Below are 26,948 nucleotides of genomic sequence, written 5' to 3'. Positions count from 1 at the left end.
TTCCGTGACTCAGTTCATGAATCTCACTGGCAATGATCTGATTAAAGACCAAACCTCATTCTCCATGTATGTGGATGGATTTGACTGGGTCGGCACGCTGGATACAATCAGGAATGAAAGTATGTACCAGCTAAAAATTGCTGAATCAGATACACTCATGTTTGTCGGATATGAAGTTGATCCTGAACTGGATACAATCGCTGTATCAAGCGGTTGGAACTGGATCGGTTATTTACCTCAAGTCAGCTATCCAGTTGATTATGCCCTGGAAACGCTACCTGCTACCACAGGTGACTTGATCAAAAGTCAGTTTGCTTATGCACAGTATGTGGAGGGGATTGGATGGTTGGGTAATTTAACTTATCTGGATCCTCAGTTAGGCTATCTATTGAGTTCTCTCAATGAAGGAGAATTGATCTATCCATTCATGGATCAACCCCTGGCAAAAGCTGTCGATCAGGCTGATTTTACAACTCAACTCCTTGATGGAACACCTGATTGGGTCGTCCGTGCACAGGACTATGAGTTCTCGATGAATATCACCGGTCTGTTGTTCACGCATGATTCAGTTTCCACAGATGCTTTCGATATGATCGGCGCATTTGTAGGTGATGAGTGTCGTGGTGTGGCCCAACCCGTCTTCATCGAGGCTTTAGATCAACACATGGTCTTCATGACGGTTTATGGCAGCGCTGATGAAAATGACCCAGTCATTTTTAGGGCATACGATGCTGATTCAGATGAAGAACTCTATATAGAAGAGTCTTTAGTGTTTGTTCCCAACGATATCATCGGTAATGTAGATGAACCCTTTATCTGGGGTGCTCGTTATCTGGGCATTGGTGATGCCGGATACATCCCTGATACTTATAGCTTAAGTCAGAACTATCCCAATCCCTTTAACCCTGTAACAACCATGGGTTTTGGATTACCAGAGGATGGACATGTCAGTATCCGCATTTACAATCTGCTGGGTCAGGAAATACGCACCCTGATAGATCAGGATATGACAGCCGGCTATCGTTTTGTAGAATGGAATAGCCTGGATGATGCCGGCCGACCCATGACCTCAGGCATCTACCTGGTGGTCATGCAAAGCGGCAGCTTCCGTGAAGTGAAGAAGATGTTGATGTTGAAATAGATATTCGCTCACCTCAATACGATCCTGACAAAAGCGTCAGGATCACTCGGTGAGCGAATATCAGTCCCTTGTGTTTTAGAGGTCCCCGAGTGGTTCCTGAGTTTACCGAAGGATGATTCTGGTGCTTTTGCCTCAACCATTAAGGGAAAGGTCCCTGAGTGATTCTGGTGCTTTTGCCAGAATCGTACCGAGGGGCCGGTTTAAAAGAGAAGAATAAAGATAAATATTATCACATATAAGACTTTACAAAGAATGCGCTTTAATTAATATTACAAGGTCCCAAAAGTATTAGGATAATGCGTCAGAAATATCATGCTCAAGTGAATAGTTTTAAACGTATTAGCAATCAACAATTCGAAGAATTTATCATAGGGGAAAATACGAGTGAATAGAAGAGCTTTAATTCTGATACTCATCCTCCAGCTTGTCCTGGTTGGCCAGGTCTTTACACGTGAAATTCCTACTTGGGATGTAATCCCTGCTGACTATCAAAATTCAGCGAACATGACTGCTATTCTCCATATTGATCATGTGCCCACTACGGACCCCAATGATATTCTAGGCGCTTTCGTTGGTGAAGAATGTCGTGGTGTAGTTTCCCCTGTAACCATGGGGGAGCAGCAACTCTTTTTTCTCACGATGTATTCTAATCAGAACACTGAAGTACTCACACTTAAAACTTATATTGCTGTCCTGGATACCGTTATTACTGTTAACGAATCAATTGACTTTATTCCTGGCGCTGAATACGGAACTCCCACTGAACCGTATGGATTAAATGCAATCGTGTTTTTTGATCACGCCCCGATTGTAACAGGTATCTCTGATCAAGTCATTGAAATAGGTGGTTTATTCACCAGCTTTGACCTTGATAATCATTTGACTGAGCTAGATGACGATATGGTCACCTGGAGCAGTACAAACAGTCCAAATCTTTCAGTTTCCCTCGATATAGACAATGTCGTAACTATTGCAGCAATCGACAACGAATGGATCGGGACTGATTCACTCTTCTTTACGGCTACTGACCAGACAGATTCTGCGTATGCTGGTCAGGATACAGCCCTGTTTACCATACTACCCATGGATCATCCCCCTGAGATTTCTGCTATTCCAGCTCAAACCATTGGCAATGGTGGTTCATTCGCAACGATTGATCTGGCTGACTATCTCATTGAACAAGATGGCGATTCCATTGGCTGGTCCCTGGCCTTTTTGGCATCTGGAGCGACAGATCCAGTGCCTGTCTGGAGTCTCGAACCTGCTGACTACAACAGAACCATGAGCCTCACAGCAATGGTAAGCAGCCGTGGAGCAGAAGTACTCACAGAACATTACCAACTCGCTGCGTTTGTCGATGATGAATGTCGCGGTGTTGTTAACCCAGTGTTAGCCCTGGGTGAGTTGACCTTCTTTTTAACCATTTATGCCAATAGCGATGGCGAAACCCTTGATCTAAGACTCTATGATGCGAGCAGTCAACTTGACCTACCCATTCTGGAACAAATTCAGTTTCAAACCGGTACAGCAATCGGCAGCCCCGAAGTGCCGGTTGAACTGCAAGCTGGATACATCATTTCTCATATCAATTCAAACAATCAAGCATCTTTAACTGTGGTAGACCCCACTTGGACCGGTACAGAAACGATTCAATTCTTTGCTCAGGATATAGGCACACTCAATTCCTATAGCGATTCAGCGAGTACCAGCTTTACCATTCTTCCAGATCATACGCCTCTGGTCTCTGGTATTAGTGATCAGACTGTTGAGCTGGGGCAATCCTTCACCATTTTTGATCTTGATCATTTTCTCCTTGAATTGGATGGGGATGAAGTCATTTGGTCTATTTCCGGTGATGAGAATCTTTTTGTAGATTTTGACTTTCAGTTTTTGGTCAGCGTAACACCACTTGATGAAGAGTGGACCGGAAGTGAAACAGTTATTTTTACTGTGACTGATGACAATGACAATCAATTCAGTAGTTCAGATACAGTAGTTTTTACGATTTTACCTATCGATCATGCACCAGTTGTGAGTGATATCCCCAATCAGCTGATTGGGAATGGTGGTGATTTCTCAGATATCATTTTAAATGATTATCTAACTGAAGTAGATGGACATTCAATCCAGTGGTCCTATGGTTTTGATACCCCCCTTGAAACAGACCCAATACCAAGCTGGTATGTTAATGCTGCTGACTATGAATCAGATATGACCCTTACGGCAAGTGTAAGCAGTCGTGGACTTGACCTGGTTCATAATAACTATTCATTAGCTGCTTTTGTCGGTGAAGAATGTCGTGGGTTTGTTACGCCAGTTGCTTTTGGTGAGGAGTGGTTATTTTTCCTGACCATTTATGCCAATGGGAGTGGGGAAGGGCTTAACTTCCGACTTTATGATGGAGCGATAGCTCTGGATATGCCCATATTGGAAACAATTTTCTTTGAGCCTGCCACATCAGTCGGAGCCCCTGAAACACCCTACTCAATGACTGCTGGATTCATCCAGTTAAACATCAATGCCAGTGATGAAGTTGAAATATCTGCTCTGGATCCCATCTGGTCCGGAACTGAGAATGTTTGGTTTACTGCCCGGGATATGGGGACTGAGAACCAGTTTGCCGATTCTACTTTGGTTTCATTTACCATTTTAGAGGATCATACACCCCTGGTGAGTAGCATACCTGATCAGTTGATTGAACTCGGTAGCAGTTTTGCCAGCTTCGATCTGAATGACCACTTGACAGAACTTGATGGCGATGACCTGGTGTGGTCAATTGAAGGAGAAACAAATCTATCAGCTCTGATTAATCCTGATCTGACAGTAACTGTTTCAGTCGTTGATGACCAGTGGGTGGGGAATGAGACCCTTACCTTTATCGTAACTGATGTCACCGCAAATGAGCTCTTCTCCAGTGATTCAGCAATATTTACAGTCATTCCTGTAGATCATGCTCCAGAGATTTCCATGATTCCCAACGATACCATTGGTATTGGTGGTGAGTTCCTGTCCCTGGATTTATCCCAATTCCTTTTAGAGCAGGACGGGGATCAAATTGCCTGGTCATATTCATACGCAACCGCGTTGGAACCAATTGGGAGCCCTGACTGGGTCGTGAATCCTGCAGATTTTGAACATAATATGTCCTTAACTGCCATGCTTACCCTGCGCAGTGTACCTTCTGTTTCATCCCAGAATATTCTGGCTGTCTTTTCAGGAGATGATTGCCATGGTCTGGCTGAACCAGTTGTTGTTGGTGAAAATTCACTATACTTCCTGACCATCTATGGAAACACAAATGATGAGGAACTTGAACTCAGAATTTATGATGCTGACCGCCAGGATACCTTGATCATCCATGAGAATTACACGTTTATGAGCAATGCAGTTATTGGGTCACCGGATGACCCTGAATTGCTCACAGCCCAAAATCTAAATTTAGAATTTTTAACAGAATCGATCCTGTTGCCTTCCCATGCCTATCCTGAATGGACCGGCACAGAAGTCATTAAAATCTTTGCCCGAGATGTGAACACGCCGAATGAATATCTGGATTCAACCCAGGTCTATTTCACGGTCTTACCCCAAACATCTCCAAGCTTTCTGACTATTTCTGATCAAGAAATTGATGAGGGGGGAAACTTCACCATAATCTCATTAGATGACTATCTGCAATTCCCTGAACCAGAGGAGGTTAACTGGTATGTGTCAAGTGATGAAAGTCTTCAGCCTACCATCAATGAAGCCCATCAGTTAAGTGTCCTTATCCCAGATGAGAATTGGTTTGGATCTGAAACTCTCAATCTTGAAGTACAGCGGATTGACAACTCAGCCTTGAATGCTTTTCAGAATATTCAATTTAGTGTGCTTCCCGTCAATGATGCCCCGCAGGCCCTTACGCAAACCCTGAGTCTTGATGAAGATAGTAGTTTGGAGATCACTTTTTCAGGTTTTGATATAGAGCTTGATGAGCTGACTTTTACCCTCACCCAGGCTCCTGAGAATGGTACATTTATAGATCTATTATATCAACCTATTCTCAACTTCAATGGACTCGATTCCCTGAAATATGTAGCCTTTGATGGAGAACTCTACTCCGATACAGCAACAGTTCACCTCCAGATTATGCCCCTCAATGATTTGCCTGAATTTGTCAGCACCCCTGAGTTGACAGTACTGGAGGATGCCACTTATCAGTATCAAATAAGCGCCACGGATGTTGAGGGTGATTCTCTGGTATTTGAGGCTGTAGATTTGCCGGAATGGCTCAGTTTTGACGGGTTGAACCAACTTAGTGGTACACCGGCCAATGACCATGTTGGACTCCACCAGGTTCGGATTACCTTGGCAGATACGACTGAAATAGATTCGCTGATCTGGCAGGAATTCAGTATCGATGTGCTTAATACCAATGACCGGCCGAATTTCACCAGCTTGAATCTGGACACTGCCATTCAGGATATTCCTTTTATTTTTGAGTTAACTGCAAGCGATGTAGATGCAAATGATAGTTTAAGCTATCAAGTCGCTGAATTGCCGGATTGGTTAAGCTTTGATTCGATCCACACCCTATCCGGAACCCCGCTCAATGAAAATGTTGGTGAATATCATATCGTCGCAATTGTTTCAGATCTCGGACTGGCAAGGGATACACTGGAATTGGACCTCATTGTGGAGAATGTGAATGACCTTCCTGTTTTCACAAGTACACCCCAGTTAACGGTCCAGCAGGATGTGCTTTACCAGTATCACATGACTGCCCTTGATATTGATGGTGATTCAGTGCTGTTCAATACCACCATACTGCCGGACTGGCTCAGTTTTGATGGGCTGGACCTGTTGTTTGGTACCCCCGGTGATTCTGATGTGGGGCACCATCAGGTACAAACCACAGTTGCAGATCCTTTGAGCCTGAATTCGCCTGTTGTTCAAGACTTTAGTATTGCGGTGGGAGACGTCAACGATGCGCCCCACTTTACCAGTCCAGCATTGGCAACAGCCCACCAGGACCTCCTGTTCGAATACATTGTTACTGCTGTTGACCTCGATGGAGACAGCTTGACCTATGTGGTCGGTGAATTGCCTGATTGGTTGAGTCTGGGTTCAACCAACATGCTTAGTGGCACCCCTGAAAATGCTCATGTAGGCGAATATTCAATTCCATTGTTCGTGTTTGACCCGGAATCAGCCTCTGATACTCTCAATTTACAGGTGACGGTCCAAAATGTAAATGATGCCCCGGTTTTTACCAGCAGCGCCCAGGATACAGCTCAACAGGGAGTCCTGTTTACCTATGACTTAATGGCCATCGATATTGATGGCGATAGCTTGAGCTATTTTGTAAATGATAACCCAAATTGGCTGACTCTCTCATCATCAATGGCCATCCTGAGTGGAACACCCGAAAATGCTGATGTGGGGGAGCTGAGTATCCAGCTTATCGTTTCTGATATTCATCAGGCCGCTGATACCCTGGACCTTGGGCTTGTTATCCAAAATGTTAATGATGCTCCCATTGCCCTGGCAGGTGATGACCTGGAATACCTGTCAGGCTCTACCATTAACATAGATGGTGGTGGTTCTTATGATATTGATGGTGATTCCCTATCATACGAATGGCTGGTACCCCAGGAACTCATTTTCCAACAGTCCACTACTGCCATTGCGACAATACTGCTCCCTCAGGTCACTCTGGCAACCGACTATTTAATATCGTTGAGGGTCTTTGATGGTGAACTATTCTCGGAATGGGATACGCTTAGTGTCAGAGTAAATGTTATTGCAGAGGTAGTTTCCACAGATTTTGGCAATACGCCACAGAGCGTTGGGGAGTCCATTGCCCTGGAGATCACCTTTCCTGAGTACTACATCCCTGTCTCTGCCATGCTCTTCTATCAGAGCGGGGGTAGCAGTCAAATGGACTCTGTACCAATGCACAATATTACACGGTCCCAGGTTTGGGCAGCAGAGATCCCAGCTGTTTCCGTCGCTGAAACGGGCTTGAGCTATCATGCTGAAGCTGTTGATATTCAGGGAAATAGTGTAATTATTGATACCCGATCAATCCCCGTAAAATTTGATGCCGGCAGTCTGAGCATGACCACTACAACCTCACCTGCTTATCCCCAGGGAATCCTCCCAGGCAAATGGAGACTTGTATCGATTCCTTCCAGGCAGGATGAAACCGATCTGGTCCAGGTTCTGGAAGAACCGCTGGGTGAAAGTCATGGCGAACAAAGTTGGCGGCTGTATGATTGGGATGGTGAGCACTGGCAGACACCGGATACCATTGAACTGGGACAGGGATACTGGTTTCAGCATCGTTTGACTGATCCGGTCGATCTGGTTCTCGGTTCTGGAAGCTCCATTGATTTGACTGGGGTAGAGCTTGAAATGGAGCCTGGTTGGAATTTGTTTAGCTCACCTTATAATTTTCCCATCACTTGTAACATTGATTCAAACCGCTTTAGCGGACCCTATGCTTATGGAAATCATGATGGAGAAGGGTGGCTGGTTCAATCTGATACCTTGAAACCCTGGGCAGCCTATGCTCTCTTTAATTGGGCTGATACCGTGGAGTTTCTCCACTTAAATCCTCACCGGGATCAGGAGAATTTGCCAAAATCTAATGGACCTCCAGATAGTTGGCGACTACACATAAGTGCCACCAATGGGGTTCTCTCTGATCTGGATAATCTGATCGGCCAAAGTCTGGGAGCATCTGCTCAACGAGATAAATATGATCAAGTTGAGCCACCAGTATGGGATGATTATCTCAGGGTTAGCATACTCAATAATAAGATCCATTCAAACTTGAATCACTTCGCGGCTGACATTAGACCTGCCAGTGAGACAATTGAGCAATGGTCTATGCAACTGGCTGTAGGGCAGGACCTTCGGGATGTAAAGATAGACTTGATCCTGGATGGTCAACTGCCAACAGGACATGTAATTGTTGGGTTGGATACCCGGCAGCGGAAATGGTTTGAGATTAACTCGGATCTGGATCTGGAACCGGTGCATGTTTCAGCAAACTATCCCATCATCTATGAGTTGCTCAGTGGACCATCTGACCAGGTATTTGAACAAATTGAGAAGTTGTTGAGCTTCATTCCTGAACGCAATGATCTGGCTGCTAATTATCCCAATCCCTTCAATGGCACGACTCAGATCGGGTTCAGTCTGAGGGAACCGGCCAGAGTGATGCTTGATATCTATGATATCAGGGGGCGCCTGGTACACTCGCTGATTGATGAAACACGGGATATGGGGACCTACACTGCCACCTGGTCAGGTTTGAACGACCAGGGGAAATCACTTAGTTCTGGCATATATTTTTATCGGATCATGTTGGATCCGGTGGGGAATGGTCAACGATTTCAGGCAACTAGAAAGTTGGTATTAGTCCGATGAGAATATTTGTTTGTATACTTCTATATCTGACAGTTTCATGGGCTCAGGATCTCACAACCAGCAATATAGTTTCCCTTTCTGATTCTACCACCACGGACCTGGTTAATCTGGATTCAGTGCTGTTTAGTGAAAATATCGAGGAAACATTTGCAGTAATGTCCATTGTTAGGGGAACAAGTCCGGTTATCCCTTCCATAAACATCGATTCGATCCTTACTGCTGAGATCACTAAATATGACCTCGTTTCACTAATTCAAGATCCAATTGAGCAGGCCTTGATCTTTGAAAATGATAGCCTGTGTCTTACCGATAGCTGCTTTATGCTTTATGCAACTGATCTTGAGGTGACTGATTTACTTATCTGGGAACTGACCGATACTCCAACCGATAGACAATTAGCACTATCTGTTTACAGTTTACAAACCCCTGAGACCGCAAGGACTACCACATTCGCCCTTGCAGATCAAAAACTGCAGGCTGAACAGGAAGTACGGAAAGCAGTTTGGTCTATTTTTGACCAGACAGCACCTCCAGGTTTGTTTGAAGATCAGGAGTTGAAAAAATGGCAGCTCTGGATCAAAGAGTCGGAAATTCGACTTTTTCTCAGCAGTGTAGGTGTTATGACCATTATTACCTGGATCGCCTTGCAGTCCCAGGACGAAGACCCTGTACCAGAGGGGATAGGTCAACCACCAGCCTGGCCTGCAAATTAGTCTGGTGGGGAAGGCTGGATCGAACATAAACTGAGCAAGTCGCCCCGATCTCAAGAGCAATATAAAATGTATAAGCAGTTTCCGATTAACTTAGCTCTGCGCAATTCTGCGTAATCTGCGGATAAAAAAATAAAGTAAACCATCAAAACCGCCGACTCGCACCTAAACTAACCCGATAGAACAACTCCCCATCTTCCTGCTCAAAACGAGTCCTCAACCTGAGCCGGTTCAACCAGGCCACCTTTGCTGAAAGTGAAATTTCCGGTAAATGACGCGTTCTGTAGTCAGTTTCACCTAAGATCCGATAAAGAAACAGCTCATCATACAGCCAGGGCAACAACCGCTTACCAAATGAAGCGTAAATACGACCCCCCTCACTCAGGTAGGACATTTTGGTAAAACTGAAGGATGGTATAAATTCTCAAATGGGAGATGGTAAAAAGAACAGGGAGTGCATGCATCTGATCAATAATTTGCTTTGCCATAAATTCGCATAATGACATGACATTTCTCCCCCTCGGGGGAGATGCCCGCAGGGCAATGGGGGGACTCTTGCATGGCAAACATCCCAACCTCCGACAACCTCAGTCTCCTGGGAGTGGGCAAAACATTACTCCCCCAGAAGGGAAACAAAACATTGCCAGCTTGGAGTCGCAATTGGTATAATTACTAAAATCTACACCGGTTCATATGGAAATTCAAGATGGTAGCGCGTACCACTATTGGACTCAACCTGAACCGTACCACCAAGTTGATCCTCGATCAACATGTGGATCATGCGAACTCCCAGACTCTTTGCTGTTTTGAAATCAAATTCTGGTGGCAGGCCTTTCCCATTATCAGATACATCAATGGATATCCGGTTGTCTGAAACACGATTGAGATGAATTGTTTGGGTCATTTGTTGGTCTGGCCTAATAGCATATTTGAAGGAATTCGTGATGATCTCATTCAAAACCAAACCAACTGGGATGGCCATCTCTAAATTTAATTCTACTGCATCACATTCTATATCAAGGTTCACGCTTTGAACATCGCTCTGAAATGAACGCTGAATACCGTGTGTCAGTTTTTTGATATATTCTCCAAAATCGATTGATGCCAGAGATTCGCTTTGATAAAGCGAATCATGGACAATGAACATTGAACTGATCCGTCTGCGTAAGGTCTCCAATACTTCTGTAATACTTTCTGTCTCAAGTGAGTTCTGTTGTAAGTTCATGAGCGACATGATCACAGCCAGATTATTTTTGGTACGGTGATGAACTTCCTGGAGCAGAATCTCTCGCTCCTTTAAGGCTCGGGCAGTATTTTGCTCGACAATTGTCCGTTCCTTTACTTCACGTGCCAGGAGCAGGTTTTTGTTGGAAAGTTCCCTGGTTCGTTTTTCAACTGTCTGTTCCAATGAGGTGTTTACTGCCAGAATTTCAGTTCGTTTTTCTTCAGCCATCTTCTCAAATAAATAAGCGAAAAGACCAACCAGGCTATAAGCCAACAGAAATCTAAGTTCAAAGATGAGGTTATAATCGCCAAAAAATGATTCTTTGGCTCCCAATAGGGTTGTAGCTAATACTGGAATGCCCATGAGCGCAGTTGCCAGGCCTCCCCGACGAGACCCCATGAGGAATGTTGCCACACCGGGATAGATATAAAACCACGCATATATAGTGTTATCGCTTAGATAAAGACTGATAATTATAATGGAGAAGACCGCGAGCCCGAAGGAAATTCCAAAGTAGTAATTTTTATAACGCTCTAGTAAATATAAGTTTAAGGTTAATAATGCTGCACCGGTGAGGGCTGTTGAACCAAGCGCAATATGATTATTGATGAGGTGTGTAACTCCAAATGAAAAGGTCATCAATATGCCGAAGAGTGACAAGGTTACCAGAAGACTGATTCGCCTGATAACTTCTCGATCTTCATCGAGATTCACAAATAATCCATAGTATTTGGCAATGATTTTGAATTTTCTGGAATCACTCATCAATAAAATTCCTTTTTCAGACCAGCTAGAGCAATTCGGAAGTGACTATGCATATTGCCAGCAATATAGATGTGGTAAGGATGCATTGATAGAAGTAGTGAGAGCAGATAAATTCTATTACAGCCATTTTGTTCATGCCATCAATACTCGAAAACAGAATATTGCGACTAACATCCGCTGGGGTAATAGCTTGTAGTTTCAGGTAAGTGCAGCCACAAATAAACAGAAGTTTCATTCGCTTGTTGGAATATCTTGGGCAACGTTTAGCATTTATTAGAAAAAGGAGTGGAATCATGTCACCAATATGGACAATTGAGTCAAGGGTTAAACCGTTTTTAACTTTCATACGCATCAATGTTTTTATAGTCATTATCACATTCACTTCTTGCAGTTATCAGAATATCCGGCCGAATCCAGCTGAGATCGACCTTATGCAAACTGCTTTGCAGGGTCTGAGTGCCGATTACTCCAATCCTCGACTTGTAAATGGGAAACTTGTGGTAATAGTGTCAGAGATCGATACAATATTGGGTCGATCCCCGAACACTAACAATAGCACCGGGGACATTTCTGCCGATCAAACCCCTTTTCTGGGGATATGGAGTGCTGATATTGACAGTTACCCTACTCAAAAGCTTTTGACTGATAAAACAATCACGCCAGCACCGGATATGACCTTTACGGATAACCAATATGGAAATCGCGTGCTCTTTTGGGATGTTTTGAAGCAACTGGATCAGAACAATACACTCTCCATTTTTCGTGAGTTCAGCTATTTGACCTTTGATTATCGTCCGCAAACGGATCCTGAGGCTGAAAGACAGGCTTGGCACACCATTCCCAATCAGATCCTGGCTAAATATACCAGAGCAGAACCTTTCCTGGAACAGGATGAGGCACTAATAGATACTGTTTTCCATCTGCTCGAAAATATCTCCGACCCTGTGTCCCAGGCGAATGTACTCTATGATTGGGTTCAAAGCTCAATGACCTATATATATCCTCCTGAAGAACGGGGAGTGCAAAATGCATTTGCAACATTGCAGGGAGATTGCGGGCAATATTCGGCCCTGTTTATCACCATGGCCCGTATTGCTGGAATCCCTGCCCGTCAACAATCTGGCTTTAACTTTTACCCCGGTAATACAGGTGCTCATGTCTGGTCGGAGATCTATCTTCCGATTAAGGGCTGGGTCCCCGTGGATGCCACCCGGGAAGATGGTTTTCTGCATCTTGATAATCGCCGCTTGATCACTTCGGTTGGCCTCAATATTCCACTGGAGTTGGCACCGGACTGGGCAACTTTCACAAACTCGGAAGTAGAAAATGGTCGAACTGATTTCATGCAGATGTTCACCCTGGTGAGCAGAGGTGTATTAGCAAACTACCGCACCGAAAGAATTGTGATCAGATCAGTCGAATTGTAAATAATACAAATTTTACTTCAAAATGCGAGCTATTCGTCTTCACACTTTGCAATAAATTCGCATGATGGCATGACATTTCTCCCCCTCGGGGGAGATGCCCGCAGGGTAGCGGGGGGACTCTGGCATGGCAAAGATCCCAGCCTCCGACAACCTCAACCTCCAGTTTCACCAAGGACATTGAAGCCTTCAACTTGGGTCTGCCCCCACAAGCCGCTCAGTCGCAATTCCTCCCCACAATCGGTTATTCCACTGGTTTATAGAGGCTATGATAACCCTGAAAAAAAATCTTGCCCTAACTTCAATATATCTTTTGACATAACTAGGGTAAAAAATTATACTATGCGGCTTTGTCTCAGCAATTCAACCTGTTAAGGTTGAAGTGGAGAGGCAGTGAGTATGAATTGCTGGTTTCACGAGAGGATCTATGCTTATAAGTATGACCGGTTATGGCCGGGCTGAAGAAAAAATTGGTGATATCAACGTTGTGATTGAATTGCGTGCGGTCAATAGTCGCTTTTTGGAGTTTATCATGCGCTTACCCAGGGGCTATGAAGCAGTGGAGGACAGTACCAGGTCTCACTTGCAGTCTATCCTGAGTCGTGGACGAGTGACTGTAACCATGAATCTGGGTACTGATCAACCCAGTATCGGGAAGCCCTTTTTAAACGATGAACTACTCTTGAATTATCAACAAATTGCTCATAAAAGTACCCAATTGCTGGGTCGTGAATCCGAATCTCTGTCACTTGCAGAATTACTGCGTTTTCCTGATGTGATAACCTATCAGACCAGTACTGCAGATCAGGAGCAATTCAATGCAGCAATCATCGAAATTGTCAGACAAGCTGCTGATCAATTGCAAGCCATGCGCCTTCGGGAAGGTCAACTTCTGGAAGTCGCTATCTCTGAACAGTTGAATAAAGTGGAACAAATCAATACGGAGATTCAGTCAGCTGATCTGGGTCGCCTTGAACTGATTGCCGAGAAAACGCGTAAAAAGATCGCAGATTCTGGTGTTGTTGCTGATCATCAGATAGATGAGAAACGGATCGAGCAGGAAATAGTCCTGTGGAGCGATAAACTGGATATCACCGAGGAATTGACTCGTTTGGCTGCCCATGTACAACATTTCCGGGAATTGATGCACAATAATGGTGATGCCGGGAAACGTTTGAATTTTTTACTGCAGGAGATGAATCGTGAGGCCAATACCATTGGCAGTAAAGCGAATTCAACCCCTATTGGACATGCAGTTGTTGAATTGAAAAATGAGATCGAGCGTATCAGAGAACAGGTTCAGAATATCCAGTGATTGATAGCAATGCAAAATTGATCATAGTTGCCGGACCATCCGGCTCGGGAAAAGGGACCCTGGAGGATGCTGTTCTGGAGCATTTTCCGGATATCCAGTTTTCTGTCTCTGTGACAACCCGTCCCCGGAGAGATTATGAGATCGAGGGTAAACACTATTTCTTCATCTCAAAAGCAGAATTCCGACAACGCATTGAACAGGGCGAACTGGTTGAATGGCAAGAAGTCTATTCCAAAAATGGACATCTTTATGGCACACTGCGTTCTTATATCGAAGCTGTCATGGTCGAGGGCCGACATTTGCTCCTCGACCTTGATATCAAAGGGGGCTTGAATGTACAAAAGGCCTACCCGGGAAACAGTCTCTCAATTTTTATTAAACCACCATCCGTGGAAGTTTTGGCGCAACGCCTGGTCAAGCGCGGGACCGATAGCCCGGAGCAGATCAAGATTCGCCTGGACCGCATGCCTGAGGAAATGGAATTAGGAAAACAGTTTGACCATCAGATCGTAAATTCTGAGTTGGATAAGGCTGTTGATGTTTTTATAAATATAATAAATCAAGATGTGTATCATCAATAAAGGAGCAAATAAATGGCTTTAGAAACCGTCCCATTCAGAAAGATCGAAGAACATACCGAGGATATCTTCGAAGCAGTGACTGTCATTGCAAAACGTGCCAGACAGATCATGGGAGATCGTTATGTCATCGAGGAAGAACGTCGGCGTGAAGAAGAGAACCTTGATGAGATCAGCGGTGAAGATGAAATGGCACCCACCTACGAAGTTGAGGAAGAAATCGACAAGGAAACTTATGATGCAAATGTGAAACCCACAACCATGAGTCTGGGTGAATTTCTGTCAGGCGATCTAAAATGGGAAAAACAGGCCATGTTCGATGATGGCGAAACCTCTGATCAGGATGAGGCCTGATAACTAGCGTTTCTTATTAACCCGGTGGATATTTAACGAGCGGGAACGAACATTGAGGTTCGAAATGGGAGTTGGTTACACTATAAATACAATGGCTTCGAGAGCACTTCGGCAAGCTCAGCATAACACAATTCGATACACTCAGTATGGCACCTCCGGTAATATGGGAATTGTTCATACGAATAATGCCCGCCACATTAATAACGAAATAAATGGATCGCGCGAATTTTATGCTGTTTTTGAACCAGAAGTATTCTGAGATCGCTGACATGCCTCTCGATTATTTTGTTCCATTCGTTATGAGAAATGAAGACCTGGTTTAGATGAGTGATAAAAAACACAGGATCAGAACATTTGTTAAAGAGGAACTGGAGATTTTTGGCGGTCCTCTTTACATGCCTGAAAGCCAACAAAACTCAGAATTGGAGACGAAACCGGTGAATTCACCTGTAAATGATCTAATGGGCTTCAATGATGAGATCAAGGACTGTATGGCGTGTTCTTTGGGTGCTACTCGGAATAAATTTGTATTTGGTGCAGGCAACCCGAATGCCGATCTCATGTTCGTGGGTGAAGCACCAGGCGAACGCGAGGATATGGAAGGTATTCCCTTCGTTGGCCGGGCTGGCAAACTGTTGGATGATATCCTGAAGGCCATCGATCTCACTCGCGAAGATGTGTACATTGCCAATGTGCTTAAATGCCGTCCTCCCAACAACCGTGATCCCAAAAAAGATGAGATAGAGACCTGTGAGCCCTATCTGATCAAGCAGATCGAGTTGATCAAACCGAAACTACTGGTAGCCCTGGGAAGAATATCAGCCACGACCCTGTTGAGAAGCAAAGATTCCCTCACTTCAATGCGCGGGAAGGTGTTTGATTATCATGGCACTGATCTGGTGGTGACCTACCATCCCGCTGCTCTGTTGAGAAATCCTAACTGGAAACGACCTGCCTGGGAAGATTTTCAGAAGATTCGTGACATGTATCGTGGCAACACCGGAGAGCAATCATGAGTGAAACCAGTCAAAATTTAAGGTTGCCGCCCCATAATGAAGAGGCTGAACAGAGTATCATCGGTTCCATGATGCTTGATCACATGGCCCTATCCGCAGCCATGAAATTTTTGGAACCACGCAGCTTTTATCGACCGGCACATCAAAAAATATATAACGCCGTGCTTAATCTTGATGGTCGAGGTGAGCCGGTTGATCAGATCACCGTGGTAGATGAACTAAAGCGCAGTGGTGATCTACAGGCAGTAGGTGGTGCCTACTACATCACAGAATTAACCGAAAAAGTTCCCTCCACCGCCAATGCCGAATATTATGCTCGTCTGGTTATGGAGAGTTCCGCTCTGCGAGCCCTCATTCAACTATCAGCCGAGTTATCCACTGAAGCCTATGAAACCAGAGAACGAGTCGATGTCCTTTTGGAGAAAGCCGAAAGCAAGATCTTTGAGCTATCTGAAAAACGCTTTAGAATTGGTGATTTTGTGCCGATCCGGACAGCCCTTGATGAGGCATTTGTTCAAGCAGATAAATTTCATAACAATCCCGGCGGTATCAGAGGCGTGGCCACCGGCTTCGAAAAATTGGATGACGTCACCTCCGGGTTTCAGAATTCTGACCTCATTATCATTGCAGCTCGTCCATCAATGGGTAAAACAGCCCTCGCTCTGTCCATTGCCCGCAATGCATCAGTAAAATACGGCCACAAGATCGCTATTTTTTCACTGGAGATGTCAAACTACCAACTGGCCATGCGCTTGTTATGCAGTGAAGCAAAAGTAGATGCCCACTTGGTTCGAACTGGAAGACTACCCTCCAATCTTTGGCCCCGCTTAAGTACTGCTGCAGGGAATCTGGCTGAAGCCGAGATCTTTCTGGATGATTCAGCTTCCTTGAATATCACAGAGTTGAGAGCCAAAGCGCGTCGCTTAAAAGCTGAAAAAGATATCGACCTCATTATTGTTGACTATATGCAACTGCTCCAGGGTAGCGGTCGGGTAGAATCCCGCCAACAGGAGATCAGTCAGATCTCACGCTCCTTTAAAATGCTGGCCAAAGAACTCGATCTGCCCATCGTTGCTTTGTCGCAGCTTTCACGCGCAGTTGAGACCAGAGGGGGAGACAAACGGCCCATACTATCAGATCTGCGCGAATCCGGTTCCATTGAGCAAGATGCGGATGTGGTCATGTTTATCTATCGACCGGAAAAATACGGTGTACTGGATGATGACGGTAATACTCAGGAAGGTATTGCAGAATTGATCGTTGCCAAACAACGTAATGGTCCGACCGGAACCGTCAGGCTCAGCTTTATTGATAAATTTGCTTCTTTTGAGAATCTATCAGCTTACACCCCTGCCGCAACCCCTGGTGGAGGTAATCAAGACCAATTCTAATGGCTGCTACACTTCTAGATCGGTTTCTGAATACGGATAACGGAAAGTACCCTGCCGACTTTCAGAACATCATAGACTTGATGGGAGGTAACCAGTCTGTTGGTCCTACAGCAACAGAACTTGTCTGGAAGGCCTACACTTTTGGTAAAAAAGCCCATCAGGGACAACTGAGGAAATCCGGAGAACCGTATTTCACACATTGTATTGAAGTTGCCACCATTTTGGCTGAAATGAAATTGGACCCGGTCACTATCTCAGCGGCCTTGCTCCATGATGTGGTTGAAGATACTGGCTACACCTTTAAAGATGTTGAATCGGAATTTTCTACGGAGTTAGCCCAACTGGTAGATGGTGTTACAAAATTATCCGACATGAAGTTTCGCAGCGAAGAAGATAAACAGGCCATTAATTTTCGTAAAATGCTCCTTTCTGTTGCAGATGATATACGGGTTATTATCATCAAATTTGCAGACCGTCTTCACAATATGCGAACCCTGGAACATCTACCTGCCGTCAAGCAGCGTCGTATTGCCAGAGAGACCCGTGATATATATGCACCCCTGGCTCATCGCCTGGGGATGTATCGCGTTAAATCAGAAATGGAAGATCTTATTTTTAACGTCCTTGAGCCAAAAGCGTCCAAGGATTTGGAAAAACTGGTTCCCAAACGTCAGCTATTCTTTGAGAAATATGTTCAGAAGTTTTTAGAGCCAGTGGTCGAAGGTACTGAGGCAGCAGGCATCAAAGCCACCTATAAAAGTCGTTTTAAAACCCATTATTCGATATACAGAAAAATGCTGGATCAGAATCGTCCCTTTGAGGATGTCTTTGATATTTATGCTGTCCGGGTGGTAGTGGAACGCGTGGAAGAATGCTATAGCGTATTAGGTCTGGTTCACTCCTTCTATAAACCTATTCAGGAACGATTTAAAGATTTTATTGCTCAGCCCAAAGCCAACGGGTATCAGAGTATTCAAACCACCGTTGTCGGTCCGGACGGTTTACCGGTTGAAGTTCAGATCCGAACCCATGACATGGATCAAACAGCTGAAGAAGGCGTGGCTGCCCACTGGCAATACAAGGAACAAAATTCAAAATTAAGTCAGGAAGATATTGAACAACAAGTGACCTGGTTGCGAAACCTGGTGGATATTCTGCAAACTGAAGATAAAACCACCTCGCATCAGTTTATGGATCTATTGAAGATCGATCTGTACAAGGATGAGATCTTCGTCTATACGCCCAAGGGGGAGGTTCGCATGCTCCCATTGGGAGCAACCCCACTTGATTTTGCCTTTGATGTTCACTCGCAGGTCGGTCTGCATTGCATCGGCGCCAAAGTGAATGGCCGTATCAAGCCACTGAACAGTGAATTGGAGAGCGGTGATAAGATTGAGATCATCACCAGTGACTCTCAGAAACCCAATTCATCCTGGTTGAAGTTTGTGAAAACATCAAAAGCCAAGTCAAATATTCGTAAATGGATAAAAGGCCGGGAGTTTCAACAAAGCGTTCACCTGGGCAAAGAGATCCTGGAAAAGGAATTACGCAAGATCAAGCGGGCCAGGGACTGGAAACATTTAAAGGATCCTCACCTGCAACTGAAGTTTGAAACAGAAGAAAAAATGATCGCTGCAGTGGGCTCTGGTCATCGCACAATTTCCTCTATTCTGTCAAAATTCTTTCCAGAGGAATACATTTCACCCCGCCAGAAACCAACTGAAAGTCAGTTTGCTGAATCGTTTCTGAACCGGGCTCGTCGCAATACCAGAGGCGTTTCTATTCAGGGTATTGACAACATGATGATCAGTTTTGGCAAATGTTGTAATCCTATCCCGGGGGATCTCATTGTTGGCTTTATCACACGCGGACGCGGGATTACTGTTCATCAGAAAACCTGTGAAACCGTTGGTAGTAATTTGACAGAGAAGGAAAGGATCATCGATGTAGATTGGGCAGTAGCCAAATCTCAAAAATTCCTGGTACGATTGAAGATCCTGGCTCAGGAACGCAAACACCTCGTTCGGGATGTTACAGAAACTATTTCTGCTTATGATATAAATATTGACACACTCTCAATGAAGGTCGATGGCGATGTTGTCACCGGTCTGGTCATTATTGAGATTGAGGGTGTTAAACAATTAACACGATTAAAATCAAAACTATTGGCTTCTCCCGGCATTATCAGCGTCGAGCGAGAATAACGGCCATAGACAAGAAAGGATGAGTTATGCAAATTACTTACACGAAAAAGGATGTTGCCAAGAAGACAGCCGAAAAACTTGGTCAAAAAATATTCCAAACCGAAGAGATCGTGGATGGTGTTTTTACTGTTTTACGTGAAATGATGAGCGGTGATGACCCTTCGATCCGCATTGAAATTCGGAATTTTGGTGTCTTTGAAGTAAAACCGACCAAGGCGAAACCACGTGCCCGTAATCCTCGTACCAACGAAGAAATCTATGTACCGGCTCGAAGGAAGACTCATTTTAAACCCGGTAAATTGCTTAAAGAAGTTTTGAAACAGCCCCTTAAGTAAAGTACTGAATTATGCAGGGACGAATTCTGGCCATTGATCCAGGAGGTCGGCGAGTGGGTCTGGCATTATCAGACCCTATGCGTATTATCGCAAGTCCCTTTGAAACCCTGCTGATCAAGGATAATGCCGATGCTATCCGGCAGATCTGTCTGGTTATTGAAGAGCAGCAGGTAACGGAACTGGTCGTGGGAATGCCGCTACGACCGGGAGCCCAGAAGAGCGAACAAGCCAAGCGAGTTGAGGTTTTCATAGAAGTGCTCAAAGCCGCAGTTAAACTACCAGTTTACACCATCGATGAGAGCTATAGTTCGGTTGAAGCTGAAGAATCTCTACATCAGATGGGCAAGAAAGTGGGCCAGGATAAAGGAGCTGTGGATCGAATAGCTGCTGCTATTATCCTGAAACAATTTCTTCAGGAAACTCAGGGGTATTGATTATGACCAAACGATTTACCCCGGAATCTTTAGCCATGCTTTCAGGGCTACTATTCACGCTGAGCTTTCCGCCATTTGATATGTTCTTCATAGCTTGGGTAGCCTGGTTGCCGCTCTGGGTTGCTCTGCGGCAATCAGAATGGGAGCATGGGTTTAAACTGGGCTTTATTACGGGATTTATCTTCACCCTGACCAGCCTGAACTGGATTGCCAATAATTCCGGAACTTCTTTTCTCATCGCTTCAGCTTCAATGATGGCCAGTGTCGCTTATCTGTCACTCTGGTTTGGTCTTTTTGGGCTGATCATTGCCAGGACAGGTCGTAACCTGGGTAGTAGGGGATTGTGGTTGGCCCCGATCTTCTGGGTATCGGTGGAGTTTTTATATAGCTATCATGGATATACCCTGGCTTTTCCCTGGTTATCGTTGGCCATGACTCAGAATTTTGCTTTGCCGCTTCAGCAGTTTGCCGAATACGGCGGCATCTATGCAGTGAGCTTCTGGGTGGTGCTGGTCAATACTATTTTATTCCAACTTGAGTTTGGAAAGATGAGCGTTAGAAGCCAACAATTGGTCTGGGGTATGCTGGGATTTTTCATAGTAGGTTCTTTGATCTTCGGTGCCGTTCGGATGAAAGTGATCAGAGAAAGCGCAGGCTCTACCATTACCGTTGGTATTATTCAAACCAACCTTGATCCCCATCAAAAATGGATCCGCGCTAAGAAAACCAAACATGTCGCTGCTATTTTGGAACAATCCCGACGTGTTGTGGCTGACAGCGCGAAAATAGTGATCTGGCCGGAAAGTGCTGTTCCAGCTCATCTCCATTACTATCCACAGTTTGATCGTAAAATTCGTAATTTTGTTGAAAGCAATGCAGTTTCAGTACTGGCAGGCGCCTTGCATCATGTTGAAAAAGAAGGCGAGTATCAGTTCTATAATTCAGCTTTCTTCTATTCTCCCGGGATGCCTGTTTCCATATACAGTAAGATGAGCCTGGTTCCCTTCGCTGAACGAATTCCCATGGTCGAATCCTTCCCTATCCTGAAAAACCTAAACTTTGGACAGGCCAATTTTGAACCCGGTAAAGAAGCAATTGTGTATCCCATGGGTAGTCGGGATGAAGTAACTGATCTGGGAACCCTTATTTGTTATGAATCTGCTGATCCCTTCGTATTCAGAAAATTTATAACCAATTCAGCTGACCTCATGTCCATCATCACCAATGATGCCTGGCTTGGCTATTCACCCGGTCCGTATCAACATTTGGCTGCTGGTCGTTTGCGTGCCATTGAACATCGAGTGAGTATTGCCAGGGCAGCCCAAACTGGCGTTAGTGCCATGATCCTGCCCAGCGGTAGGATTGCTGCATCAATTCCCCTGGGCGAGAAGGGTGAAATCGTTTATGACGCGCCCCTGGGATTGGATCGTACTTTCTATTCCAGGAAGGGGAATGTCTTTGCTCTGGGGATTCTCATGCTGTCGGCCATAAGTCTGATGATCGTCTTGTTCAGCAGACCCCGCAGATCATGAAGGACGCATCCCGGATAGAGCGGTATGAGCATCGCTTGAACCAGAGTTGAACTTATGATGAAGAGAGCAGGTTCAGGATGTGGATTAAAACTGAGAAATCGGTCAAAGTATGGGCTCCCAACCATGAGCAGGATTATTGTTCTGTTTATCGTACTGGCCGGCCAACTACCCGCTCAAACCAGTCATCAGGATCTTGCCCGGGAACTGCTCCGGGATCTGCAGCAGGCAGTAAGTGATTGCACCGCTATTTCTGTGGATCAGCAGGTGCTCCAATTTACCGGTGATCTGGAGATCGACACCTATTTGAATGGGATAGTAAAAACACTGGACGAACAGCCCGGGGGATCAGTAACAGTTCAGGGTAGTATGATAAACGCCAGGGTTGTGGACGTTTCATTGACTCTCAACCGGACTGTTGAGGAAACATCCCGGAACACTCGCTATATTCGCCAGTTAGATCTCAGTGTTCTTTACAGCGCCGGAGCGGTTGAACATGCCTGGCAAGGCCGAATATCTGATAAATTGTCCGATGGAAGTGTGAGAGTGCTTCTTGATGAAGCGTTCCCGGAAAAGATCACTGGCAATTATCTTGCGCAAGAACCCCGGATCTTGACCATATTCTTAACCACCTCGAGTGTCTTTTTATTGATAGCGGCACTTTTTTTTATAAGGACTTGAATTTTGTTCGCTACACTATTGAAAACCACATTGATAACCCTTGGTTTGATATCGCAGCTATGGAGTCAACAAGCTGAGGTGTCTGCTTCGAAACCCTTAGTTATAAAAAGTGCAATACTACCTGGTTGGGGAGAACACAGCTATAATTCCTCCACACGAGGGTATCTTTTTAACGGGATTGAGGTTGCGCTGTGGATCTTTGCTGGCACAGCTTATTCGGCGGCAGTCAGTCACGAAAATGATCTGTTTTATTTTGCCTCGGAATATGGACAGATCACAGATCCTCAGCATCATTCAGATGTATTCATGGATCGGGTTTCCAAATATGACAATATGGAAGAATACAATGCCCAAATGTTGCGTAATCGGCAATGGGATCGGATATATTCAGCTGAAAATGGTGAATATTGGAATTGGGAATCAGACGAAAAACGACAGAAATATTTCAGTATCAAGACCCAGCGTTACCTCTGGAGACAACGATTGACCTATTCATTCGGTGCGATTGCCCTGAATCATCTGGTCAGTACGATGGATGCGCTTTACTTGAAACGTCTCCAGGCTGCTATCACAGTTCAACCTGAGTTTGGAAACGGGAGCACCGGGATGCGTTTAAGCGTATCCTTCTAAATCGAGTCGGCTTGAGTGATTCTCAACCTATCAGGATTTCAAAGACCGGTGATAGTGACCCCTGGCTTCTGTGGATTTTCTTTTTCTCATCGCTGTTAATCTTTACCTCACTTTGGATAATATCTGATCCGATCTGGCATCTGGCTATCAGTGGGCTGACCCTGGTCATCCTTTGGCGAGGATCTCCAACTCCTCTGCGAACCCTTAGATATATTGTAAGTCTGGTTGGATTCCTGGCCATCCTGCAGATTCTCTTTTCATCTTTTATGAGAAATATGTTTCTGCGCTCCCTGAATGAGGGTTTTGCCTGGTCGGATTGGCAGTACTTACTATTTGCTGTAGGTCGATTGGCCTGGCCCCTGGCTATCGTAGCTACTTTTCAGTCGAAGCTGACCGATCCGGCAGTGATCTCCCATCTTACAAAATTGCTGTCCCCCTTTAAGTGGTTGGGGTTGAAGATCGAAAAGTTACAGATGTTAATTCTGTTGACCCTTAAGTTTATGCCATCTCTGAAAACGGAATGGGAACGTTTCTCTCATTTTCAGACTTATTTTGTAGCTCGTTTACCCCGTAAGACCTTGATCCAGAAGCTGAGTTTCTGGCAGGGTGTCTTTAAAGCCATGGTGTCGCATACCATCCATCGTTCAGTGACTACTGGAGATATGTTGGCTCTCAGGGGCTTGCCTGGACCAAGACCACTGGTAGCAGGTCGTAATCTCATAACCGCCTCTCTGATCTGGCTGCCTATGGGAGGATTGCTTCTCATGGTGGACACTCTTCTTTTTTATTTGTGGGTGGGTCTGACTATCTGGATGGGATTAGTGGCATTGTCAACCACTGATCAGGAGGTCTTGTGAGAATTGCCCTGCTGATCCAGTATGACGGAAGCAATTATCACGGGTGGCAGGTTCAGCCTGATCCACTGACAATTCAAGGGTTCATCGAGCAGGCGCTGGGTATTGTATTTGAAGGATCCTGTGGTCTGGTGGGCTCAGGTCGCACCGATAGCGGTGTTCATGCCCTGGGTCAGGTTGCTCATTTTGATATAGAGTCAACTCCCATCCCGATTCAGAATATTTGGAAGGTTTTAAATCGACAGCTTCCTGATGATATCCGAGTGATCAATTCTTGCGAGGTGGCTGATGATTTTCATAGTCGATTTCAAGCTGTGAAGCGGGAATACCAATACACTATTGGTTTGCAGCAACAGGTATTGCACCGGAATTCACGATGGCTTGTACGCTACCCCCTGGATAGAAACAAATTGCATCAGGTCAGCGAATTGATCGTGGGAGAACATGATTTCAGCAGCTTTTGTTATGCAGGTACAGAAACTGAAAATATGATTTGTAATATCGTTGAAGCGACCTGGGCTGAATCGGCTGACACCAGTTTCATATTTCAGGTAAAGGCGGATCGATTTTTACATCATATGGTGCGTATGTTGGTAGGCAGTATGATCGAAGTCTCTCGAGCTAAGTGGGATTTGCAGCATTTCGCTGATCTATTGAACCGACCGGATCGACAGGCTCAGGTTGTTACAGCGCCAGCCAACGGACTGGCCTTAATGCGCGTTCACTATCCGGTAAACAGCCAACCAGTTTGGGAGCATTCAAGATCTTGAATGACAGCTCCAGGGGAGGTCGCTCAAGTGCTGATAGCGAAAGCTATATAAGAATCTCTGCGTCTCTGCGCCCTTGCGAGAAAAAAACTGATGTTGAGAAACTTGCCTCCAGGCTCAAAAAAAGTTAATATTCGCTCCTCATGACTAAGTTGGATAGATGAAAAAGATCACGACCTTAATTTTTGCTCTGGCGTTATTCCTTGGTATGTTAACGCTTTCACTACGTGAGCTTAGAAACTGGCGTCTCTCAGAAATGACTCCAATTGTTCAGGTTGAGGAAACTCAGATAGTCCCAGTGCCAGGAGAAATATCTCCAGATATTCAACCCGAAAAGGTCTCCTTGGTTGATTCTCGGGAAACTGCTATCACACGGGGAATCGCTGATGTGTCTCCCTCAGTGGTAGGCATTTCAGTAGCGCAAATCCGTTACTCTCAATCACCAGTCATGGCCGACCCTTTTTGGCGATTTATGATGCCTGGAACCCCTCGTTGGTTCCAGGAAAAAGTATCATCATTAGGCTCAGGTTTTATTTATGATGCCCAGGGGTTTATCATCACCAATGCTCATGTTGTCGAAAACGCAGTTGCCATCACCGTAACTCTGGCAGATGGTACTCAACATGGGGCTGATCTCATCGGTATTGATGAGAAAACCGATCTGGCACTGATCAAGGTAAAAGATCCAGGAAAATATCAAGCTGCCCAATTAGGGAATTCCGATGATATCATTTTGGGGGAGTGGATCATCGCCCTTGGAAATCCCTTTGGTCTGTTTAGTGATAGTAAAATGCCTATCGCCACAGCCGGTATTGTCAGCAGCTTGCACATGGATTTTGGTTTTCAGCAATCCGGCCGGGTTTACCAGGATATGATCCAGACCGATGCCTCCATCAACTCAGGCAACAGTGGCGGTCCTCTGGTAAATTCAAGTGGACAGGTCATCGGAATTAATACCTTTATTTTTTCAGGAGGGAAGAACAGCGGATCCATCGGGATCGGTTTTGCCCTGCCCATTAATCGAGCCATGGTCATCATTGACGAGCTGCGTAGTAAGGGTTTTGTCGACCGTAATTATTCAACCGGGATTAGCTATCGGAATAACAATCCACGGACTGCTCAGTTGCTTAGTCTGGAGCGCACCACGGGAGTGCTGGTGGTAGATGTAAAAGATGGATCTCCTGCTCACCGGGGGGGCATTGATGTTGGGGATCTGATCATTGGTTTGGAAGGACAGGGTATTCAGACAGATGATGATGTTTTTGCCTATTTTATCAGCCAGAATTTGAAAAGTGGTGATCAATTGGTTCTGAATATCTTGCGTCAGAATACTCGCATGAATATGCCAATCATTCTGGGTGAAACCAAACCCTAGGCGATGGACTTGGTAGTAAAAACGCTTTGTCTCAACCCCCAACCCCTACCCCCCCCAACCCCCAAACTTTCAAACTTTCAACCCTCCAAACCACAAAAGCGTGTTTCAATCTGGAGCACTCCCGCTTATCTTGGCTCGGTTTATAAGAAAGGAACCCAAAAAACACTTATGGCTAGAGAAGGATATATAAATATTGCGATCATTTTAGGACTTACTATTGTTCTGACTTCGATCTCCTTTTTTACGGGTGGCTCACTATACTGGAAGCTTCCCTCAATGGTCAGTGGCTTACTGCTGCTTTTTACACTTTACTTTTTCCGTGATCCTGAGCGCGAGGTTCAACAGAATCCCAAACATATCCTCAGCCCGGGAGATGGGGTCATTGTTGAGATCAAAGAAGTAGCCGATGATTATGTGGGTGAAGCATGGAAGATCACGATGTTTCTGTCACCCCTGAATGTGCATATCAATCGGGTTCCTATTAGTGGTAGGGTTGCATTTGTGAATTATAAATATGGCGCCTTTAAAGCTGCCTTTGCAGAGGATGCCTCTGAAGTGAATGAACAGAGTATTGTGGGAATGGAAAACGATCTTATGAAAGTGAAGTTTTCCCAAATTGCCGGTGCCTTGGCGCGCAGGATCATCAATTATCTACGCGAAGGAGATCAAGTCGCTCAAGGTGAGCGTTATGGCATGATCAAATTCGGCAGCCGTATGGATGTCATCATTCCACACTCTGCGAAAGTTTTAATTGAACTAAAGGAACCCGTACGTGGTGGTCTAACCGTACTGGCCCAAATGGATTGA

At 45.1% G+C, this 26,948-nt stretch carries 20 protein-coding genes; 19 read left to right on the top strand and 1 reads right to left on the bottom strand.

Annotated features, from left to right (window positions below):
- From U9Q77_05730 to U9Q77_05720, 3 genes are all read left to right on the top strand, one after another.
- The coding region (locus U9Q77_05730) for a T9SS type A sorting domain-containing protein (GenBank protein ID MEA3286856.1) at positions 1 to 1,141 on the top strand (1,141 nt) is incomplete at its 5' end.
- Between the two features lie 384 nt (positions 1,142 to 1,525).
- Positions 1,526 to 8,554: a tandem-95 repeat protein gene (locus tag U9Q77_05725; GenBank protein ID MEA3286855.1), complete on the top strand. Its 7,029-nt coding sequence runs from the start codon at positions 1,526 to 1,528 to the stop codon at positions 8,552 to 8,554.
- Positions 8,551 to 9,267 (top strand): hypothetical protein, encoded by a 717-nt coding sequence (locus U9Q77_05720; GenBank protein ID MEA3286854.1) that lies wholly within the window; start codon positions 8,551 to 8,553, stop codon positions 9,265 to 9,267. Before U9Q77_05725 ends, U9Q77_05720 begins: the two co-directional genes overlap by 4 nt.
- 676 nt (positions 9,268 to 9,943) lie before the next feature.
- On the opposite strand, the gene U9Q77_05715 is transcribed toward U9Q77_05720, so the two are convergent.
- Positions 9,944 to 11,254, bottom strand: coding sequence for a sensor histidine kinase (locus tag U9Q77_05715; GenBank protein MEA3286853.1), 1,311 nt, complete (start codon positions 11,252 to 11,254; stop codon positions 9,944 to 9,946).
- Between the two features lie 293 nt (positions 11,255 to 11,547).
- On the opposite strand from U9Q77_05715, the gene U9Q77_05710 reads away from it, so the two are divergent.
- The 16 genes from U9Q77_05710 (at position 11,548) to U9Q77_05635 (ending at position 26,948) form a co-directional block, all read left to right on the top strand.
- Positions 11,548 to 12,681, top strand: a complete 1,134-nt coding sequence (locus U9Q77_05710) for a transglutaminase-like domain-containing protein (GenBank protein MEA3286852.1) — start codon at positions 11,548 to 11,550, stop codon at positions 12,679 to 12,681.
- Positions 12,682 to 13,105: 424 nt separating this feature from the next.
- Positions 13,106 to 13,993 carry a YicC/YloC family endoribonuclease gene (locus U9Q77_05705; protein MEA3286851.1) on the top strand — a complete coding sequence of 296 codons (888 nt, stop codon included), beginning with the start codon at positions 13,106 to 13,108 and terminating at the stop codon, positions 13,991 to 13,993.
- Positions 13,990 to 14,574 (top strand): guanylate kinase, encoded by a 585-nt coding sequence (gmk, locus tag U9Q77_05700; protein ID MEA3286850.1) that lies wholly within the window; start codon positions 13,990 to 13,992, stop codon positions 14,572 to 14,574. Before U9Q77_05705 ends, gmk begins: the two co-directional genes overlap by 4 nt.
- A 12-nt stretch (positions 14,575 to 14,586) precedes the next feature.
- Positions 14,587 to 14,925: a DNA-directed RNA polymerase subunit omega gene (locus tag U9Q77_05695; protein MEA3286849.1), complete on the top strand. Its 339-nt coding sequence runs from the start codon at positions 14,587 to 14,589 to the stop codon at positions 14,923 to 14,925.
- A 323-nt stretch (positions 14,926 to 15,248) separates the two neighbouring features.
- Positions 15,249 to 15,941: a uracil-DNA glycosylase gene (locus U9Q77_05690; GenBank protein MEA3286848.1), complete on the top strand. Its 693-nt coding sequence runs from the start codon at positions 15,249 to 15,251 to the stop codon at positions 15,939 to 15,941.
- The gene (dnaB, locus tag U9Q77_05685; protein ID MEA3286847.1) at positions 15,938 to 17,332 is read left to right on the top strand and encodes a replicative DNA helicase; all 1,395 of its coding nucleotides are present in this window, start codon (positions 15,938 to 15,940) and stop codon (positions 17,330 to 17,332) included. Before U9Q77_05690 ends, dnaB begins: the two co-directional genes overlap by 4 nt.
- Complete coding sequence (locus U9Q77_05680) at positions 17,332 to 19,536, top strand: bifunctional (p)ppGpp synthetase/guanosine-3',5'-bis(diphosphate) 3'-pyrophosphohydrolase (GenBank protein MEA3286846.1); 2,205 nt, start codon at positions 17,332 to 17,334, stop codon at positions 19,534 to 19,536. Before dnaB ends, U9Q77_05680 begins: the two co-directional genes overlap by 1 nt.
- Positions 19,537 to 19,562: 26 nt before the next feature.
- On the top strand, positions 19,563 to 19,871 hold the full coding sequence (locus tag U9Q77_05675) for an HU family DNA-binding protein (protein MEA3286845.1): 309 nt from the start codon (positions 19,563 to 19,565) through the stop codon (positions 19,869 to 19,871).
- 11 nt (positions 19,872 to 19,882) lie between these two features.
- Positions 19,883 to 20,305 (top strand): Holliday junction resolvase RuvX, encoded by a 423-nt coding sequence (ruvX, locus tag U9Q77_05670; GenBank protein MEA3286844.1) that lies wholly within the window; start codon positions 19,883 to 19,885, stop codon positions 20,303 to 20,305.
- A 2-nt stretch (positions 20,306 to 20,307) separates the two neighbouring features.
- Positions 20,308 to 21,837: an apolipoprotein N-acyltransferase gene (gene lnt / locus U9Q77_05665; GenBank protein ID MEA3286843.1), complete on the top strand. Its 1,530-nt coding sequence runs from the start codon at positions 20,308 to 20,310 to the stop codon at positions 21,835 to 21,837.
- Positions 21,838 to 21,960: 123 nt separating this feature from the next.
- Entirely contained in the window at positions 21,961 to 22,515 is a 555-nt protein-coding gene (locus U9Q77_05660; protein MEA3286842.1) for a hypothetical protein, read from the top strand.
- Positions 22,516 to 22,593: 78 nt separating this feature from the next.
- Positions 22,594 to 23,145 (top strand): hypothetical protein, encoded by a 552-nt coding sequence (locus U9Q77_05655; protein MEA3286841.1) that lies wholly within the window; start codon positions 22,594 to 22,596, stop codon positions 23,143 to 23,145.
- An 11-nt stretch (positions 23,146 to 23,156) separates the two neighbouring features.
- On the top strand, positions 23,157 to 24,002 hold the full coding sequence (locus U9Q77_05650) for a hypothetical protein (GenBank protein ID MEA3286840.1): 846 nt from the start codon (positions 23,157 to 23,159) through the stop codon (positions 24,000 to 24,002).
- Complete coding sequence (gene truA, locus U9Q77_05645; protein MEA3286839.1) at positions 23,999 to 24,769, top strand: tRNA pseudouridine(38-40) synthase TruA; 771 nt, start codon at positions 23,999 to 24,001, stop codon at positions 24,767 to 24,769. Before U9Q77_05650 ends, truA begins: the two co-directional genes overlap by 4 nt.
- Before the next feature lie 157 nt (positions 24,770 to 24,926).
- On the top strand, positions 24,927 to 26,141 hold the full coding sequence (locus tag U9Q77_05640) for a trypsin-like peptidase domain-containing protein (protein ID MEA3286838.1): 1,215 nt from the start codon (positions 24,927 to 24,929) through the stop codon (positions 26,139 to 26,141).
- A 168-nt stretch (positions 26,142 to 26,309) separates the two neighbouring features.
- A complete protein-coding gene (locus U9Q77_05635; GenBank protein ID MEA3286837.1) occupies positions 26,310 to 26,948 on the top strand; it encodes a phosphatidylserine decarboxylase family protein in 639 nt (212 codons plus the stop codon).

This window comes from Candidatus Neomarinimicrobiota bacterium, assembly GCA_034716895.1.
Lineage (GTDB): Bacteria > Fidelibacterota > UBA8477 > UBA8477 > JABMPR01 > JABMPR01.
The sequence above is the reverse complement of the archived record's forward strand: the minus strand, read 5'-3'. Positions and strand labels throughout refer to the sequence as shown.

What these genes read in the sequence shown, in the direction of transcription:
- U9Q77_05680 (MEA3286846.1), top strand. Translation starts at nt 17,332, where the DNA reads ATGGCTGCTACACTTCTAGATCGGTTTCTGAATACGGATAACGGAAAG.
- U9Q77_05695 (MEA3286849.1), top strand. Translation starts at nt 14,587, where the DNA reads ATGGCTTTAGAAACCGTCCCATTCAGAAAGATCGAAGAACATACCGAG.
- dnaB (MEA3286847.1), top strand. Translation starts at nt 15,938, where the DNA reads ATGAGTGAAACCAGTCAAAATTTAAGGTTGCCGCCCCATAATGAAGAG.
- lnt (MEA3286843.1), top strand. Translation starts at nt 20,308, where the DNA reads ATGACCAAACGATTTACCCCGGAATCTTTAGCCATGCTTTCAGGGCTA.
- U9Q77_05720 (MEA3286854.1), top strand. Translation starts at nt 8,551, where the DNA reads ATGAGAATATTTGTTTGTATACTTCTATATCTGACAGTTTCATGGGCT.
- U9Q77_05675 (MEA3286845.1), top strand. Translation starts at nt 19,563, where the DNA reads ATGCAAATTACTTACACGAAAAAGGATGTTGCCAAGAAGACAGCCGAA.
- U9Q77_05635 (MEA3286837.1), top strand. Translation starts at nt 26,310, where the DNA reads ATGGCTAGAGAAGGATATATAAATATTGCGATCATTTTAGGACTTACT.
- U9Q77_05710 (MEA3286852.1), top strand. Translation starts at nt 11,548, where the DNA reads ATGTCACCAATATGGACAATTGAGTCAAGGGTTAAACCGTTTTTAACT.
- ruvX (MEA3286844.1), top strand. Translation starts at nt 19,883, where the DNA reads ATGCAGGGACGAATTCTGGCCATTGATCCAGGAGGTCGGCGAGTGGGT.
- U9Q77_05660 (MEA3286842.1), top strand. Translation starts at nt 21,961, where the DNA reads ATGAGCAGGATTATTGTTCTGTTTATCGTACTGGCCGGCCAACTACCC.
- U9Q77_05690 (MEA3286848.1), top strand. Translation starts at nt 15,249, where the DNA reads ATGAGTGATAAAAAACACAGGATCAGAACATTTGTTAAAGAGGAACTG.
- U9Q77_05705 (MEA3286851.1), top strand. Translation starts at nt 13,106, where the DNA reads ATGCTTATAAGTATGACCGGTTATGGCCGGGCTGAAGAAAAAATTGGT.
- U9Q77_05640 (MEA3286838.1), top strand. Translation starts at nt 24,927, where the DNA reads ATGAAAAAGATCACGACCTTAATTTTTGCTCTGGCGTTATTCCTTGGT.
- U9Q77_05715 (MEA3286853.1), bottom strand. Translation starts at nt 11,254, where the DNA reads ATGAGTGATTCCAGAAAATTCAAAATCATTGCCAAATACTATGGATTA.